Source organism: uncultured Maribacter sp., from assembly GCF_947500985.1.
Taxonomy (GTDB): domain Bacteria; phylum Bacteroidota; class Bacteroidia; order Flavobacteriales; family Flavobacteriaceae; genus Maribacter.
Genome location: NZ_CANMTX010000004.1, coordinates 444,213 through 461,902 on the forward strand (window position 1 = coordinate 444,213; position 17,690 = coordinate 461,902).

Annotated in this window: 17 protein-coding genes and 1 tRNA gene; 13 read left to right on the forward strand and 5 right to left on the reverse strand. The window is 33.6% G+C overall.

Annotated features, from left to right (window positions below; translation table 11 throughout):
- Positions 1-92 precede the first annotated feature (92 nt).
- The 8 genes from Q0871_RS11250 (at position 93) to Q0871_RS11285 (ending at position 7,315) form a co-directional block, all read left to right on the forward strand.
- Complete coding sequence (locus tag Q0871_RS11250; protein WP_299322752.1) at positions 93-1,745, forward strand: ATP-binding protein; 1,653 nt, start codon at positions 93-95, stop codon at positions 1,743-1,745.
- A gap of 199 nt (positions 1,746-1,944) precedes the next feature.
- Positions 1,945-2,271, forward strand: a complete 327-nt coding sequence (locus Q0871_RS11255; RefSeq protein WP_299322757.1) for a hypothetical protein — start codon at positions 1,945-1,947, stop codon at positions 2,269-2,271.
- Positions 2,272-2,426: 155 nt separating this feature from the next.
- Positions 2,427-2,807 (forward strand): alpha amylase C-terminal domain-containing protein, encoded by a 381-nt coding sequence (locus Q0871_RS11260; RefSeq protein ID WP_299322762.1) that lies wholly within the window; start codon positions 2,427-2,429, stop codon positions 2,805-2,807.
- Between the two features lie 177 nt (positions 2,808-2,984).
- On the forward strand, positions 2,985-3,518 hold the full coding sequence (locus Q0871_RS11265) for an AraC family transcriptional regulator (protein WP_299322765.1): 534 nt from the start codon (positions 2,985-2,987) through the stop codon (positions 3,516-3,518).
- 37 nt (positions 3,519-3,555) lie between these two features.
- Positions 3,556-3,996, forward strand: coding sequence for a response regulator (locus Q0871_RS11270; protein WP_367275142.1), 441 nt, complete (start codon positions 3,556-3,558; stop codon positions 3,994-3,996).
- A gap of 129 nt (positions 3,997-4,125) precedes the next feature.
- Positions 4,126-6,051: an ATP-binding protein gene (locus tag Q0871_RS11275; RefSeq protein WP_299322773.1), complete on the forward strand. Its 1,926-nt coding sequence runs from the start codon at positions 4,126-4,128 to the stop codon at positions 6,049-6,051.
- A gap of 116 nt (positions 6,052-6,167) precedes the next feature.
- Positions 6,168-6,329, forward strand: a complete 162-nt coding sequence (locus tag Q0871_RS11280; protein ID WP_299322777.1) for a hypothetical protein — start codon at positions 6,168-6,170, stop codon at positions 6,327-6,329.
- A complete protein-coding gene (locus Q0871_RS11285) occupies positions 6,320-7,315 on the forward strand; it encodes a helix-turn-helix transcriptional regulator (RefSeq protein ID WP_299322781.1) in 996 nt (331 codons plus the stop codon). The genes Q0871_RS11280 and Q0871_RS11285 overlap by 10 nt, the downstream gene beginning before the upstream one ends.
- Before the next feature lie 176 nt (positions 7,316-7,491).
- Here Q0871_RS11285 and Q0871_RS11290 read toward each other — a convergent pair whose 3' ends face one another.
- The 4 genes from Q0871_RS11290 to Q0871_RS11305 form a co-directional block, all read right to left on the reverse strand.
- Positions 7,492-7,929, reverse strand: a complete 438-nt coding sequence (locus Q0871_RS11290) for a response regulator (protein WP_299322785.1) — start codon at positions 7,927-7,929, stop codon at positions 7,492-7,494.
- A 208-nt stretch (positions 7,930-8,137) separates the two neighbouring features.
- Positions 8,138-8,569, reverse strand: coding sequence for a BLUF domain-containing protein (locus Q0871_RS11295; protein WP_299322786.1), 432 nt, complete (start codon positions 8,567-8,569; stop codon positions 8,138-8,140).
- Positions 8,570-8,703: 134 nt separating this feature from the next.
- Positions 8,704-8,777, reverse strand: a tRNA-Arg gene (locus Q0871_RS11300).
- Between the two features lie 104 nt (positions 8,778-8,881).
- On the reverse strand, positions 8,882-9,328 hold the full coding sequence (locus tag Q0871_RS11305) for a MarR family winged helix-turn-helix transcriptional regulator (RefSeq protein ID WP_299322790.1): 447 nt from the start codon (positions 9,326-9,328) through the stop codon (positions 8,882-8,884).
- Positions 9,329-9,448: 120 nt separating this feature from the next.
- On the opposite strand from Q0871_RS11305, the gene Q0871_RS11310 reads away from it, so the two are divergent.
- From Q0871_RS11310 to Q0871_RS11330, 5 genes are all read left to right on the forward strand, one after another.
- Positions 9,449-10,555 (forward strand): histidinol-phosphate transaminase, encoded by a 1,107-nt coding sequence (locus tag Q0871_RS11310; RefSeq protein ID WP_299322795.1) that lies wholly within the window; start codon positions 9,449-9,451, stop codon positions 10,553-10,555.
- A gap of 59 nt (positions 10,556-10,614) precedes the next feature.
- A complete protein-coding gene (hppD, locus tag Q0871_RS11315) occupies positions 10,615-11,745 on the forward strand; it encodes a 4-hydroxyphenylpyruvate dioxygenase (RefSeq protein ID WP_299322799.1) in 1,131 nt (376 codons plus the stop codon).
- A gap of 162 nt (positions 11,746-11,907) precedes the next feature.
- Positions 11,908-13,062, forward strand: a complete 1,155-nt coding sequence (locus tag Q0871_RS11320; protein ID WP_299322804.1) for a homogentisate 1,2-dioxygenase — start codon at positions 11,908-11,910, stop codon at positions 13,060-13,062.
- A 17-nt stretch (positions 13,063-13,079) separates the two neighbouring features.
- Positions 13,080-14,315 (forward strand): fumarylacetoacetase, encoded by a 1,236-nt coding sequence (gene fahA, locus Q0871_RS11325; protein ID WP_299322809.1) that lies wholly within the window; start codon positions 13,080-13,082, stop codon positions 14,313-14,315.
- A 31-nt stretch (positions 14,316-14,346) separates the two neighbouring features.
- Positions 14,347-15,243, forward strand: a complete 897-nt coding sequence (locus tag Q0871_RS11330; protein ID WP_299322812.1) for a flavin reductase family protein — start codon at positions 14,347-14,349, stop codon at positions 15,241-15,243.
- A 65-nt stretch (positions 15,244-15,308) separates the two neighbouring features.
- Here Q0871_RS11330 and Q0871_RS11335 read toward each other — a convergent pair whose 3' ends face one another.
- Entirely contained in the window at positions 15,309-17,666 is a 2,358-nt protein-coding gene (locus Q0871_RS11335; RefSeq protein ID WP_299322816.1) for a carboxypeptidase-like regulatory domain-containing protein, read from the reverse strand.
- Between the last annotated feature and the right edge of the window lie 24 nt (positions 17,667-17,690).

Genomic DNA, 17,690 nt, shown 5'->3' on the forward strand with positions numbered 1-17,690 from the left:
CTTAATTGTATTGTCTTAAAGATGTATTTTTATACACCTATACACGCAATAGTGTAAGCATAAACTTTAGTATGTAGTTCAATTTTAATCGTATGAATAAGGAGTTTCATTTTCTTGATGATGGTGGCGAGATGGGTAAGTTAATGCGCGAAAAAGATTGGTCAATGACCCCTTTAGGTCCACCAGAAGAGTGGCCGCAAAGTTTACGAACTACGATTAATATTATTTTAAATACACCTTTTCCAATGTTTTTGTTTTGGGGAGATACCCTAAAAGGATTTTATAACGATGCCTATAGACCAATTTTAGGTGTAGACGGCAAACACCCCAAAATTTTAGGTTTAAACGGGGAAGAAGCTTGGGCAGAGATATGGAAAGATATTTTTCCGATGCTTAGTGTAGTAACTAAAAAAGGAGAGTCTATTTGGAGAGAAAATTTAATGATTCCTATTTATAGGAACGGTAGAATGGAAGATGTCTACTGGACATTTAGTTATAGTCCTGTTAAAGATGAATCTGGAAACGTATCTGGCGTTCTAGTAATTGTAACAGATACTACCGAGGCTGTTTTAGCAGAGAGAAGGTTACGAGAGAGTGAGCGAAGATTTAGAGAGTTGGCAGACCTATCTCCAGTTTGGATTTGGATCACCGATAATGAAATAAATATAGAATATTCGAATAAGGCATTATTAGATTATGTAGGCGTAGAAAACGAATCTGAATTTAAAGGTCAAGTTTGGGTCGATGTGGTTCATCCTGATGATTTAGACGTGGTGTATTCAGGCTTCGGCAAAGCATTAGAAGATCAAACTGGTTTTACATTAGAGTATAGGGTTAAAAATCATAGTACTGATAAGTACGAGTGGTTTAAAGTTTTGGGCGTTCCAAAGTTTGAAGAAGGTAAAATGATAGGATTTATCGGCACCGGTATGAATATTGACAAGCAAAAATCATTTGCAGATCAATTAAAAGAAGAGGTAGATAATCGTACGAGACAGTTGGCCGATAGTAATTTAAAGCTAGAGGCAATGAATAAAGAGCTTCAGTCTTTTGCCTATATTTCTAGTCACGATTTACAAGAGCCTTTACGTAAAATTCAAATGTTTTCAGAGGTACTGATGGAAAACGAATTTGACAAACTTTCCACTTCTGGAAAGACTAAATTCGAAAAAATACAATCTGCAGCAAATAGAATGCAATCGCTCATAAACGATTTGTTATCGTACTCACGTACTGATACAGAGCAAAGGATTTTTGAGACGGTCGATTTAAAAAATCTTGTAGAAGATGTTAAAAAGGATTTAGGTGAAGAGCTTAATAAAAAGAATGGTACCATAACTATCGTAAATTCAGTTAAGATTGAAATGGTGAAATTTCAATTTCGCCAATTAATGTACAATCTGCTATCTAACTCCATTAAATATTCAAAAAGCGACGTTCCACTGGTGGTCACTATAGAAATTGAAATAATTACCAATGCGAATACCATAGATGAAAATCTATTAAATGATAAAGAATATGTTCAAATTACGATTACCGATAATGGTATCGGTTTCGATGAGCAGTTCTCAGAAAAAATATTCGAAGTATTTCAACGATTACACTCCAAACAAGAATATGTGGGTACAGGTATAGGTTTGGCTATTGTAAAGAAAATTGTACAAAATCACGCTGGGATTATCAGTGCTACAGGTGAATTAAATAATGGATCTGTTTTTACAATTGTACTTCCTAAAAAGCAATAAATACAACCCATTTTTTTATCCGAAGTTCTAGAAATCTATTCATTGTTATTGATTAGGATAAATTTCTATGTCATTGTATTCCATTTCAATAGCTAGTTAAATTCCAATATTTCCTAATTATTTAAAATAAATTTTTTTTGAGTTAAAGCATATTCTTTTTAAGATATTATATGGGAGAATTCGATTCGATTTTTAACTCATGAATACTACAATAACAAAATCGGCAGGTATGGGCGCTGTCATAAATGATGGTGCTGTAACCTTTAGAGTATGGGCACCGAATGCAGTGAAAGTCTTCGTTGGCGGTAGCTTTAATAACTGGACTAAAAAAGATATTTCACTTGAAATAGAAGAAAATGGGTATTGGTCTGTAATTACAGATAAGGCATCAGAAGACGATGAATATAAAAATATGAGGGGGAACTTTTGTCGAGAAACGATCCGTATGCTTTTGAGGTCACCAATAGCAATGGTAAAGCGAGGGTTCCAGAAGAAATTCAACCAGGTGATGCAGAAAGTGATTTAGCCAAGTAAAGAGCCATATTAGGTATGGTATTAACACTTACAGCGCCGGGTATACCAATGCTGTTTCAAGGTCAATAGTTTATTGAAGACGAATATTTTCAAGATACCGAAGGCTTAGATTGGGAAAAAGAAGAAAAGCACAAGGGTATAGAAAACTTGATTAGAGATATTATTAAGTTAAGAACAGGAGAAATTGAAGGTGCTAAAGGGCTAAGAAGTCAACATATAGAGATTTTGCATAGTAATCACGAAACAGAAATTCCGGCATATAGACGTTTCGATGTTAATGATTTAAAAGAACTCGTACTTGTAGTTTTGAATTTTAGCAATCAAGAGTATGAAAATTATGGTATAGGTTTAAATGAAGATGAACCATTTTGGCTAAAGGTCAATGCTAGTAGTAAAATTTACGATGAAGATTTCTCAGAATTGCCTGTAGAGAGTGTTGAAGTAGTAAAAGAAAGTACCGACGCTAAAACTTGGACGGGGAAAATAAATATTCCGGCTTATGGAGCGTTGATTTTTACAAATTCTTAATCGTCTAACTGTTGTTATTACTGTAGATGAATTTTTTGTAGTTTAAAACTTATAATTAAAATGTTTTTTAAGTTGAGTTTCAAAAGTGCTAATAATTTATTGTATTTTGTTATATAATATTTTTCTAAAATAATAATTTTACAAACTTTTATGCGGAGAATTAATTGTATTTATTAAATGGAATATAGTTTCATATATAGCCCTGAAAAAATGGTTAATGAAGTGTTTCGAAGAACAATGTTTTCTGCAGAAGTTGATTTTGAAATATTGCAAGATGGCACCATTAAGTTACCTGAAGATTTAAGTGATGAGAAGCTTAAATCTATTCAGATTGAGCTTGAAGGTTTTGGTATAAAGATTCAAACAAAAGAGAATCGAGATGTTGTAGAAGAGATAAAAATCTACATAAAGAAAATGGTTTATGAGGGTGATATTAGAAATGTAAAAATGTCAGAATCGCTTTCCGATAAGTTGGGTTTTAGTTATCCATATCTGTCAAATCTATTTTCTAGTAAAACGTTCACCTCAATAGAGAATTTTTATATATTAGTGCGCATTGAAAAAGTAAAGGAGTTGGTACTATTGGAAAATACAAGTTTAAGTGAAATTGCATATGACTTGAATTTTAGTAGTGTTCCTCATTTATCAAATCAGTTCAAAAAAGTTACTGGGTTAACCATTACTCAGTATTTGAAGTTTAGAAAAAAGTGAGAAGAATGGTTCTTCTTTCAATACATGAAAAGTGAAAATGGATAAATTAAGAATACTACTCGTTGACGATGACGAAGACGACAGACAGTTTTTTGCCGATGCATTGGAAGGAATCGAATTGAATACCGATTTACATCAATTAGAGAACGGAAAAAGCTGTATAGAATATTTATTGACCGATACAGATAATACTCCCGATTTGGTGTTTCTAGATTTGAATATGCCGATAATGAACGGTTTTGAATGTTTGGAAGCAATAAGACGGACCCCTCATTTAAAAGATTTATTGGTCGCCATTTATTCTACCTCATCTGCCGAAAGAGATATTGAAGAAACGTTTGAAAAAGGAGCCAACATTTACATTAAAAAGCCCTCTAGTTTTAATGAACTTAAAAAATCATTAAAACAAGTGGTTAAAATGAACTGGGCATATCATTTAAATGATTTTAAGAAAGAGAATTTTTTATTGAAAATATAAGGTCTCAAATAAAATTGCAGTAAGAAAGTTGTTTCATTCGGAACAACTTTTTTTGTTTTAGCACTAATCGAACTGTATTATAAACACTTATTTCGCAATATCTTAACAGAAGAGTAAAAGTTAGTACAAATGATGAATACTGTAGCAGATGATTTTTTTAAAAAAATAGTTGACGATGCCAACACTGCTGTACTATATGCTGAGCCATCGGCGCTTAAATCTTTACAGGTAAAAGAATATTTGGTCAAGTATGCGAATAAAAGCGCGCAAAAATTCTTTTCATTTGAGAATGTTGAAAATCATTCTTTAGGAGAACTTATAAATTATGATGAAATTTTAATTTTCGCGAATAAGGTATTGGAAACCGGCGTTGAAGAAAATTTCAATATTATAGTAAAAGAAGAAGATAGCTTATTAAGCTATAATGTCAGAATTTACACTTTTGAAAAGGGTTTGTCGTTTACATTGACTTTAATTAAACCTAAGTTTATTACAGATAAAGAATCTAAAACCCCATTAGGTATCCAAGAATCTAGAAGGAGAGAGCTTGAGATTTCTAATCTTTTTGGAATACGAGTTTTAGATAGTAATGATAGTATTATTTGTTACTTAAAACCGATTTTTAATAAGAAAGGAGATGTTGAAGACTTTCGTATCGATTATATAAATAATCGAATGGGTGAAATTGCAAATGAAGAATCTACGTTCATTGAAGGGCAGACCATACTCGAATATTATCCTAAGAACGCGGAGAACGGAGTTTTAGAGATTCTAGCAGATGGGTATTTGTCTGGTGAGAATAAAGAATATACTAAAGAATTTATTTTTGATAAAGAGCCTGTTTGGTTGGCCACCAGGGCAATAAAAATGAACGGTGGCCTAATACTATTCTCTAAAGATGTAACGCAAGAGAAGGCGTATGAAACACAATTGTTTATACAGAACAGATTACTTTCAGAGGCTGAGCATGTAGCCAATATTGGTAGTTTTCGTTGGAATTTAGCTAAGGAGCAAATAAAATACTCAGACAATGTATACAGGTTGTTTGGCTATGACCCTAATGAGTTCGATGATAAGTATGATCGCTTACTTACATTTTTACACCCTAATGATTTTGAAAAGGTAAAATCTAGTTTTAAAGCGGCTAGAAAAAATAAATCTAAAACTGACTTGGTTTTTCGTGTGTATATAAAATCTAAAGAGTTGAGGTATATGAACACTATTGGCGAATGTTACCAGAAAGAAGGTAATTGGTATATGGTAGGTGTTATTAGAGATGTTACCAAGCAAATAGAAGCAGAGTCGGTGCTGCAGATTAAGAATACAGAATTAAAAAGAACCAATGCCGATTTAGAAGCCTTTAACCGTGTGGCCAGTCATGATCTGCAAGAGCCATTACGTAAAATTCAAATGTTCGTCAGTCGATTAGATGAAGAAGAAGAGGGGCGGTTAAGTAATCGATCCCAAGGCTACTTGTCTAAGATAAAGTACTCGTCAGATAGAATGCGTAATCTTATTAATAATCTACTATCTTATTCTAAAATAGATGAGGTGGGCGAGCAACCAAGGCGCGTAGACCTTAATGATGTTTTAAATAATGTTTTAGAAGATTTAGGTGAACGTATTAATGATTTAGAGGCCGAGGTAGCGTCTGTGAGTTTGCCGGTAGTAAATGGTATTCAATTTCAGTTAGAACAGTTGTTTGCGAACCTCATTGGTAATTCACTCAAATATGTAAATGAAGGAGTACAGCCCAATATTAAAATTATAGGTAATATCGTTAGTGGGGATAAAAGTTTGGTAGAAAGTTTATTACCAAACATAAATTATGTGAAGCTTCAATTTATTGATAACGGTATAGGATTCGAAAAAAAGTATCAAGAGAAAATTTTTGAAATATTTCAAAGACTTCATGGTAAGACAGAATTTTCAGGTACTGGTTTGGGCTTATCTATCTGTAAAAAAATTGTTCAATCGCATAACGGTACCATCACGGCAAAAGGCGAGTTGAACAAAGGTGCTGAGTTCACCGTTTATCTTCCAACCTTATTATAGGTTTTACCACTGTAAAATATACCCTTCTTAAAATTGTGTAACAGCTTCTAAAAATGTTGTAACAGATTTACATTGCATTGGCCGCATCTTTGTATCAACAAGAAATGTAAGCCTTTATGAATAATCTTCAATATGCTAGAGTAGGTAATGTAAGACGAAAAGATTCTTATGACCAGACTTTAAATGTACAGAGTAGTACTCCTGGTTTTTCCGAAAACTTTAACGCACAAGAGGCTTCATTAAATAATAACCATCTAAATAATATATCATGCAAATAGTTCATAATCAGTTAAGTCATTTCAATAATATTTTAGGAGGAAGTATCTCTAGTTTTCAAGGAGATCGTATTCTTCAATACGATAATGATAAAGGTACAGGTAGAATACAGACCGTTTCATTAGGATCAGGAATTTCTTATACCGAATATGATTTGGATTTGAACGATGATTTCAATTTCGATTTAAAGTTGGATGAGAATCGTAGTTTATACTTCATTTATTGTTTAGAAGGTAGTTTTAGATTTTCTAAAGGAAAAGAAACAAGTAAAGTTGAAGCTTTGCAAACAGTAGTGATAGGTGGTTCTAACGAGACTATTAATATTAAACTTAGAGAGGCGACAAAGTCTAACTTGTCTATTATTAAGGTAACGCAAGATGGAGAGTCATTAAGTAAGAATGTTAACAATAATGAATTATATGAGCAATTGTTTGCTTCGTTTTTAAATGAAGATGGTAGTGCACACATAGGTACATTCAATCTTAAAATAAAAGAACAATTATTACAGATTAGGTCAATTACCCAAGTAGGTTTGGTAAGAAAACTGCTTATAGAAGGTATTGTAAACTTTACGTTGGCATTAGAGATTTTACATTGTAAGCAAGATATTGAGAATAGCGGTCAAGTTTCGACTATGCTAACAAAGAAAGAGCTTTTAAGAATTGAAGAAGCAGTAAATGCTATTAAGAGAAAACCAGAATTTCCTTATACAGTAACCGATTTAAGTAAAGAATACGGTCTTTCGCCAACAAAATTACAAGAAGGATTTAAAGTGATGGAAGGTACAACGGTAACCAATTTCATTAGAAATGAACGATTGATACTAGCTGAAGAATTAATACAAACATCTGACATGAACATTTCAGAGATTGTTTATTCTATAGGGTTTACAAGTAGAAGCTACTTTTCTAAAATCTTTAGAAATAAATTTAAGTGTACGCCAAAAGCGTATTTAATGAACATTAGAAACGTATCTATTTCAGCATAGAAAAACATATATGAAAAAAATGAAGCCAGCTCAATAGAGCTGGCTTTTTTGCTTTATTATTTTAGGGAAATACTTTTTTAAGGATTGAAAAATTTAAACAGGAAAATACTTTTAGCTAAAAACTAAGTAAGATTGAAGATTTAAAATGACAGTATGGAGAGTATATAATAACTAGGTTAAATAGAAATAACGAACTCTTTTTCGTTTCTTTCAGAATCATTTACATAGCGTAGACATTTGTGTAAAAGTGTTTTTAACTGGTTGTATGAAGAAGGTTTTTGTAAATATAAAGAAGCACCCATTTCATTTAAACGTGTAATCTCTTTAGGGTGATAAGATGTAGAATAGATAATTACGGGCGTATCTGCATATTTCTCTAGGTCACGAATATCTGCAAGACACTCAAATCCGTCCATCATAGGCATTTTTAAATCTAAGAATATAACATCTGGTTTCTCATCAGTATTTGATAGTAAACCTGCCATTAGGTCTACACCATTATTAAATTCAGAAATTTTAGTCTGTATAGGAATCTCTCTTAGTGCATCAGAAAAGAAAGTTCTGTCATCACTATCATCGTCAGCTAGGAAGACATTTAGTAAATTTTTGCTCATGGCAATTAATAATTTAAAACGCTAAAAAATGTTTGTTCACAAAGAATTTGATTTAAAATTTTAATCAAAATCTAAAAGCAAGGTAAAACTTAAGGAGTCTACTCTCTAATGCGATTCGTTTAAAAAATAGCTCAATACCTAAAATATAACGCTGACATATGAGCACATATTACTATTTTATGTAAAAATGTGTAACATGTTTTGTAAGCTACATAGGCGGTTCTACTACCATCGATTTAATCTTCTTCCAAAAGTGTTTTGAAGTAACATTGGTAGGTTCAATTAGATCTGCCATTAAAATTAGATTTCTCTTGAATTGCTCGTATTCGTATTTGTTAGTATTGTTCTCATCAATGGGGTAGTAGGCCATTCCCCAATTTGGGAATGTTCGCTTGCTTATTTCATCATCAGAGAAAAGAGTGACATTTTTATGGCGAGGATCCATTTTAATCTTGCTGTAAAGTTCTTCTATTCTTACTTTGTTGCCTTCTAGCAGTTGAACAAAACGACCTTTATAATAGATCAAACAACCTGTAATAGCATCACGTTGATTATTTGCACGTGCCTTTTCAAGTAATTCTTCCATTTCTGCGCCCTTAATCTTATTGGTAGCAACAGATTCATAAGTCAATGTATACATCTAAAATGAAATTGGTCTTAATGGGTAAAAATAATAAAAATGTCAAAATATGAAAAAGACTTCTCAAATAAGTAATTAAATAGTGAGTGAGGAAAGTGTTTATAACAAAAAAGCCCCTAAAAGGGGCTTTTGAGTGATCGCAGGAGGATTCGAACCTCCGACCGTCTGCTTAGAAGGCAGATGCTCTATCCAGCTGAGCTATGCGACCGACACCATTTTTTCAAATGTGGGTGCAAACTTAGTGATTTTTATAGACTGGTAAAACCAAAATCAATAAAAATTTAATTATTTCTTTTATCTACCTATTTACGGTTATGAACGACCTTCATACTGGTCAAAATTTTCCCATAGCTGATCAAGAACTTTATAGAATATTTCAAACTCTTCTTCAGTGATACCCAGTGTACTAACTTTTCTTAAATCGGTAATAAACGGCATTACTTGTTTAATGAGTGCAGAACCTTCGTCTGTTATTACAAGCTTGTATCTTTTTTGATCATCTCTAAATCTAGACTTTCGTAAGAAGCCTTTTTTACATAATCCGCTAATAACTCGAGAGGTTGTAGCCCTATTTCTAAAATTAGATTTGGCAATATCTGCCTGTGAGGCATCTTTACCTTCTAACTGTACACGTTGTAATATGACCCATTGCTCAATGGTCAAATCAATATTATTCTCTGCAAAAACCTGTAGAAAGGTACTCTGTACTTTTTTTAATGTACGATCAATATATACGCCGAAGCCTTCCGTCCTGTCCATAATCCAAATGTTATTCCTCCAAAAGTAACAGAGTTTATCGTTAATATTGTTGTTAATGCAACAATAATTAAAAAAAAGTGTATATTTACTACGGATAAATTGGTCAAAAGAAGTAGAAATATGCAACTAGGTTTCAAGAAATATATATTAGAAGATAGCACCTATAAAGGTGGTGGAAAGAAAATTGTTATGCCTGATGGTGTTACGGTACACAAGCTTTCGTCTAATGAGAATCCGCTAGGGTATTCCCCAAAAGTGAAAGAAGCATTAGGTAAAACATTAGACGATTTAAGTTTCTATCCAGATAATACAGATATCAGATTGCGAGAAGCATTGGTAAAGGATTTTGATGGTGCTTTAGTTGCCGACAATTTCATTACAGCAAATAGTGGTTCTGAAATTATTGATATGATTTCGAAAGCATTTTTGAATGAAGACGATGAGGTAATTGTGAGTCAGCCATGTTTTCTTCCGTATACAGCATTTACCAGATGGATGGGGGCAAAGGCTATCAATGTACCTATGACCGAGAATTATGACTATAATCTAGAAGGTATCATAGCCGCAATTACAGAGAAAACGAAGTTGGTATTTCTAGCATCGCCTAATAATCCGTCAGGAAATTACATTCCTATGACGGAGTTGCGAAGCTTTATAGAGAAATTACCTGAGCATGTTATTCTGGTATTGGATGAGGTGTACAGACATTTTGCAGAAGCAGAAGATTACACATCTGGTTTGCCGTTTGTTGTAGAAGGTAAAAATGTAATTGCCATAAATAGTTTTTCAAAAACTTATGGTTTAGCTGGTTTACGCGTAGGGTATTGCTATGCTCCATTAGAGATCAGTAATTATATGCGAAGAATCTGTAAGCCATTTTTACTGTCTTCTTTAGCTTTAGAAGGTGCTATTGCAGCATTAGAAGATGTAGATTTTGTAAATAAAACGGTAGCATTGGTAAAGGAAGAAAGAAGGTTTGTTTTGAACGGACTTGATGCTTTACAGATTAAATATTGGCCTGCACAAGGTAATTTTGTGCTAATAGACCCGCCAATTAATGATGTGGAGTTTACTTCCTTTTTAGAGCAACGTGGTATTATGGTGAGACCTGTAGGTAATTTTGGAGCTCCAGGAAAAGTGAGAATTTCATTCGGGGTAAGAGAGGCTAATAAAGCACTCTTGGCAGCTTTAGAAGTACTCATGAAAACCCAAACAACAACGGCTTAATTTTTTTAATATATATGTTGCATAAGCAACAAAAACGAAACAAGAATAAACTCAACAATATGTCAACAGCAACAGTAGTACAAAACGATCACAAAGAAGCTCAAGATTTTATGCCTATTAACGGTACAGATTATTTAGAGTTATATGTAAGTAATTCTAAGCAAGCGGCACATTATTACAAAACTGCATTCGGCTTTAAATCTTTAGCGTATAAAGGTCTAGAAACAGGTAGCAGAGAATATGAGTCTTACGTATTAGAACAAGACAAAATAAGGTTGGTATTGACATCTCCTCTAAAAAGTGGAACTGATGTAGGTAGACATATTGACAAGCATGGTGACGGAGTAAAAGTTACTGCGCTATGGGTAGATGATGCTACGTACGCTTATGAAGAGGCAATGAAAAGAGGTGCCAAAAGTTATATGGAGCCTAAAACAGAAAAGGATGAAGACGGTAAAGTCGTTACCTCTGGTATCTATTCTTACGGTGAGGTCGTACATATTTTTGTAGAGCGTAAAGATTACAACGGAACATTTTTACCAGGATATCAAAAATGGGAATGCGATTACCAACCAACTTCTACAGGTTTAAAATTTGTGGATCATATGGTAGGTAATGTGCATGAAGGTAAAATGAACTATTGGGTAGATTTCTATGCTAATGTAATGGGCTTTAAGCAAATTATGTCTTTTGATGATAAAGATATCTCTACAGATTTTACGGCATTGATGAGTAAGGTGATGAGTAATGGTAACGGTCGTATTAAATTCCCAATTAACGAACCTGCGCCAGGTAAGAAAAAATCTCAAGTAGATGAGTATTTGGAATTTTACGAAGGCGAAGGTGTTCAGCATATTGCTGTTGCAACAGATGATATTGTAAAGACAGTTTCAGATCTTAAAAGTAGAGGGGTAGAGTTTTTAAACATACCAACTACGTATTATGATGTATTGACGGAAAGAGTTGGTGAAATTGATGAAGATATAGAGTCACTTAGAAAACTAGGTATTTTGGTAGATCGTGATGATGAAGGGTATTTATTACAGATTTTCACGAAAACCGTACAAGCAAGACCAACAATGTTCTTTGAAATTATTCAGCGTAAAGGAGCAACTTCTTTCGGAAAAGGAAACTTTAAAGCTTTATTTGAAGCTATTGAGCGTGAGCAAGAATTAAGAGGAACTTTATAGGTTCAACAAATTTCTTGAGAATCTTAAAATAGATTATTTTTAAAGGAAGTATTCATAAATACCTCGACGCTAGTACTCGAGGTATTTATTACTAAGTAATTTTGATATTTCAAGGTAAGTCTTGAGGTATTTAATCTCGATTATCGAGTAAAACGAACGTATATGCCTATATATCATAAACAGGGAGCGTGGCCACCTAAAAGGCATACGCAATTTAGAAAACCGGATGGCGAATTGTACTCAGAGCAATTGTTCGGTACCATTGGTTTTGACGGTATGTCTTCTTTACTATATCATCACAACCGACCAACAATGGTCAAAGAGATATTGAAGAGTACCGATGTTTCTCCGAAAATTGCTTTAGAGAAAAATATACGATCGTTGAAGTTGGTCAGTTTTAATGCTCCTGCAAAAGATGATTTTTTAGAGGCTCGTGAACCTTTGTTGGTGAACAGTGATATTATTATTGGAGTAGCAGCGCCACGAAAATCGTTACGAGATTATTTTTATAAGAATACTGATGCTGATGAAATGTTGTTCATTCATAAAGGTACAGGTACGTTACGAACTATTTTTGGGCAGATTCCCTTTGAATACGGAGACTATTTAATTATCCCTAGAGGTACTATTTATCAGATAGATTTTGATGGTGAAGACAATCGTATTTTGTTTGCAGAATCGTATTCTCCTATTTATACTCCTAAAAGATACCGTAATTGGTTTGGTCAATTATTGGAGCATTCTCCTTTTTGTGAGCGCGATTATAAATTACCAGAGAATTTAGAAACGTTTACAGATACCGATGAGCACTTGATTAAAGTGAAGAAACAAGGGGTCATGCATGAAATGGTCTACATAGGGCATCCTTTTGATGTTGTAGGTTGGGATGGATATAACTTTCCGTACGGATTCTCCATTCACAATTTTGAACCCATTACCGGTAGAATTCACCAGCCGCCACCAGTGCACCAGACATTTGAGACAAATACCTTTGTAATTTGTTCTTTTGTGCCAAGGTTGTATGATTATCACCCGTTGTCTATACCGGCACCATACAATCACTCTAATATAGATTCTGATGAGATGCTGTATTATGTAGATGGGGATTTTATGAGTAGAAATGGAGTGCAGCCAGGTAATATATCGGTGCATCCCGCAGGTATACCTCATGGTCCACACCCAGGTGCGGCTGAGCGTAGTATAGGGCAAAAAGGGTCTGAAGAACTAGCTGTAATGATAGATACTTTTAAACCTTTAATGGTTACGGAAAATGCAATGAAATTAGATGATGGAGATTATTATCAATCTTGGTTATAACAGAAATAAGTAAGCACTTGACAACACTAAAAACATGGGTCACTGTACCCAATAATTCAGATTTTTCAATTTACAACCTTCCTTTTGGAATCTTCTCTGTTAATGGTGATGCCCCAAAAGCAGGCATGGCTATTGGGGAGCAGATAATTGATTTAGCGGCAATTTCAGAGTTAGGTTTAATTACTGTTGATGCATCATATTTTAGACAAAAAACTTTAAATGAATTCATTTCCCTAGGAAAGAAAATAACGAATAAAGTTCGGTTAGATATTCAGGAATTATTGATTTCTGAGAATTCTTCGTTAAAAAATCATCCAGAAGTTTTTGTGTCGCAGCAAGATGCAAAAATGCATTTGCCAGTTCATGTGGGTGATTATACCGATTTCTATTCAAGTATAGAGCATGCTACCAATGTGGGTAAAATGTTTCGTGATCCAGAAAACGCTTTGTTGCCAAATTGGAGGCATATTCCGGTAGGATATCATGGTCGTGCATCATCAATTGTGGTAAGTGGTACAAATATTCACAGACCAATGGGGCAAGTGAAAACCAATGATATGGAAGTGCCGGTTTTTAAAGCTTCAGGTAATTTGGATTTTGAATTGGAAATGGGTTTTGTTGTAGGTAAAAGTACCGAGTTAGGTGAACGCGTTTCTACAAAAGATGCTGATGAACATATTTTCGGATTAGTGCTGTTCAATGACTGGTCTGCCCGCGATATTCAGAAATGGGAGTATGTGCCTTTAGGTCCGTTTTTGGGTAAAAGCTTTGCATCATCCATGTCACCATGGATTGTAACTTTAGAAGCCTTAGAACCATTCAAAGTTCAAGGTCCTGAACAGAAACCAGAAGTCCTGTCGTATTTAGCGTACGAGGGAGAAAGAAATTATGATATTCAATTAGAGGTCGGAATGTGTTCGCCAACTTCAGAAGAAACCACCATTAGCAAATCTAATTTCAAATTCATGTATTGGAATATGATGCAGCAATTGGCGCACCATACCGTTAACGGATGTAATATTAATGTAGGTGATGTAATGGCATCTGGAACGATATCGGGCAAAGACGAAAGTTCATATGGATCATTGTTAGAAATCTCTTGGGGCGGTAAAAAACCATTTGAATTAAAAGATGGTAGCAAACGTACTTTTATAGAAGATAATGATACCGTAGCTATGCGAGGTTTTGCAGAAAAAGACGGAAAGAGAGTGGGTTTTGGTCAAGTAACCGGAACAATATTGCCAAGTAAATAAACGAATACTTTACAAAATAGAAGAATAACACATGTCGAAGAACGAGGAAATCAATTCTATAGATCCAAACAGTATTTCTCAACAAGAATTACACGGGTATCTATTATCTGCCGTAGCGCCAAGACCTATTTGTTTTGCAAGTACAATTGATAAAGATGGCAATGTAAATTTGAGTCCGTTCAGTTATTTTAATCTGTTTAGTGTAAATCCGCCAATCATGATTTTCTCCCCTTCTAGAAGAGGTCGAGACAATACTACGAAGCATACATTAGAGAATGTGTTGGAGGTAAAAGAAACAGTGATCAATATCGTGAATTATGATATGGTAGAGCAAATGTCATTGTCAAGTACCGAATATGGCGATGGTGTAAACGAATTTGTAAAAGCCGGATTGACTCAAGTGCCAAGTGATAAGGTAAAACCGCCAAGAGTTGGAGAGGCGCCTGTAGCATTTGAGTGTGTGGTAGATCAAGTTATAGCATTGGGTGACGGACCCGGAGCAGGTAATTTGGTACTAGCCAAAGTAGTTCAGATACATGTAAAAAAAGCCTTTTTAGATGCAGAGGGGAAATTAGATACTCCCAAATTGGATTTAGTGGCACGTATGGGTGGTAATTGGTATTGCAGAGCAAATGGCGATGCTTTATTTGAGATACCTAAACCAATTCGTACCCAAGGAATAGGAGTAGATATGCTACCGGAAGCTGTTCGAAATAGCGCTGTATTAACAGGTAATAATTTAGGTAGATTAGGGAATTTAGAAGAATTGCCTAATAAAGAAGCTATAGCAAAGATTACAGAACACGCTGAGGTGAAATCTATTTTAAATGGAGCTGAAGATGTTTTAGAAATACACAAATTAGCGCAACAGTGGTTAGCAGATGGTAAAACTGAAGATGCTTTAGCATTGTTGCATTTAGGGTCTTAACCTTTTATTTCAAATGTAAAATCCATTGGCTTGTCCTCCCAATATGGGTCATTTAGTTGCTTTTTTTACCCTTGTTTTAATTCTATAAGTGGTCTTTTTAAAATTTTTACAGATGAAGTCTCTATATCATTAGATACAAGTTTGTTAATTGTATAGGTGCTCTGTAAATATTGATGTTCCCTTGAAAATATATCAGTGTTCGTTGAGACTTCTAATAGATTAAAAAAGTATTTTCCATGAACGTTTTTATAAGTCTGTACAATGTTGTGCTCTTGTTTTATCCATTTTTTAGATTTTTTAGTTTGGTATTCTGCACGTTCAATAGTATGCTCATATTTTAAAACAGCATAGTTTTTTGTACTAATATAAATACTGCCAGATGATGCTATTGGCGCTGGATAACCATACCCAGTAGAATAAGAGCCAGGAGAATTATTGATGAAATCTATTTTATACACTTTTTGTCCTTCATAGTTTAATAATTTCTGCTTTTTCAGGTCATAAGAACCGTTTCTGTACAAAACATTGGTTTTGCTTAAAATGATATCTCTATTTAAAACTGCCCATAATGAGCCTATTCCGTTCTGCCATTTACTTTTCTCATAAGCATCTGTATTAGTTCTTAAATGTTTAATGTTTGCGAATATGTTACTCTCAGGTTTATTGCTACCATTAATTCCTTTTTTATTATAGGTGTCAATAACGGCTTCTTCACCAATGGCTACAGAATCTGTGCTGTTGAGTTGACTTATTTTAAATAAGAAACTTTGATTATAGGGAGTTTGTACGTAATTTATTTCAATATTTTCCCGAGCTTTTTTAATGATTTCTTCAGCGCTTAATTCTACTCTTGCAGCCGAAACAACGACCTCATTTAAAACAATATCATCTTTAGATTTTTTAAGACGGATGTTAATTTGTTTTGTAAGTGAATTGGTAGAAATAGAATCGCTTTCATACCCAATTGAAGAAAATACTAAATAGCTATTTGTACTTTTTTTATTCGGGATGTTAAACTGTCCTTTTGCGTTTGAAACTGTACTTGAATTCAAGTCAGAATAATATACATCGGCATAATTTATGGGTTCAGAAGTATCATCGTCAATTATAGATCCGCTTATGCTGCTGCCTTTATATGTAACTGTCTTTATTTTTTCATTATCGTATTCAATATACTTTGGAGGGTACATTTTTTCAATGTAATAAATACCATCAAAAATATTTTCCCAATTGGCGGATAGCGGAATGTAGCCTAGAGCAGAAGAATAAAATTGATGCGGAATATCATTTAAAACATATAGCGCTGTTTTAATATCCTGATTTTTAAAATCGGATTCAATACTATTGGCTGGTGGTTGTAAAATTGGAGAAATCTGTTCTACTGAAAAATCAAAATAGAAACCTTCATAAGAAGTGAAAGCTAAACTAAACAACTTTGAGCCATATTTTTCTTTAAGAATTTGACCCATAGGTACGGCATATTTCAAATCTTTTATTTGCGCAATTTCTTCTTTAGTGTTGGTATGGCTATCACCGTGAATACTGTCTGTGACTGCAATTTGTTTTTTAATGTAATTTTCAGTTTCTAAGGTGTACTCGAATTCATTCAATTTATTCGCAAAATGATAACTAGCGCCCCATCCAATTATTTTTTCATTAGGGTAAAGGTCTTTAATGAAAATCAGATTTTCAGCCATTTGTTTATCCCTAGGGTTTTGAATGACTATTTTTTCTTTTTGTAAACTTTTTAATCCAAAATCCAAGTCAGAAAATGCACTCTTAAATGTTTGAACTATCACTTTTGTTTCAATATCATTTTTAGGGATCTTGTCAATTTTATCAATGAGAGCATTAATATTGTTGTAAAGGTTGGTAGAGTCTTTTTTGTTAAAAGCATATTTTTCAAAATCTCTAACAACCATTGTCTTTTCAATTTCTATGTAGTCTTCATCAGAAATTACAATGTTATTTTTAGAGCAAAGAGATTTAAAGTCATTTAAGAAGTACTCTTCAAAAAGAGTTGATTCTTGTGAATCGAACCCAAGAATTTTTAATTCAGGGTGTGTTTCCATATAATCCAATAATTCTTGGAAAACTTCGGTAGTGGTATACAGCCAACCAACACTTTGCTTGAAAATGTCAATCTCCTCTTTTTGATTTTTGTAAAGCTCATTTGCTTTAAAATTATCATACATACCACTCTCAAAAACTAATAAATTATACCCATGGTTCTCATGTAGGTCTTTTATCATTTCAAATTTTTTGTCAAAAACGGCACCATCTCCATGAGTTTGCTCTCCAAGTAAAATGATTTCAAATTCGGCAGGTGATATTCCTTTAAAAAGTAAATCTTGACTAAAAAGAGTACTAGTAGATATGAGATTTAGAAAAAGAATCGAAATTACTATATATATACTTTTCATTGTATTTTTTCAAGAATTAAACAA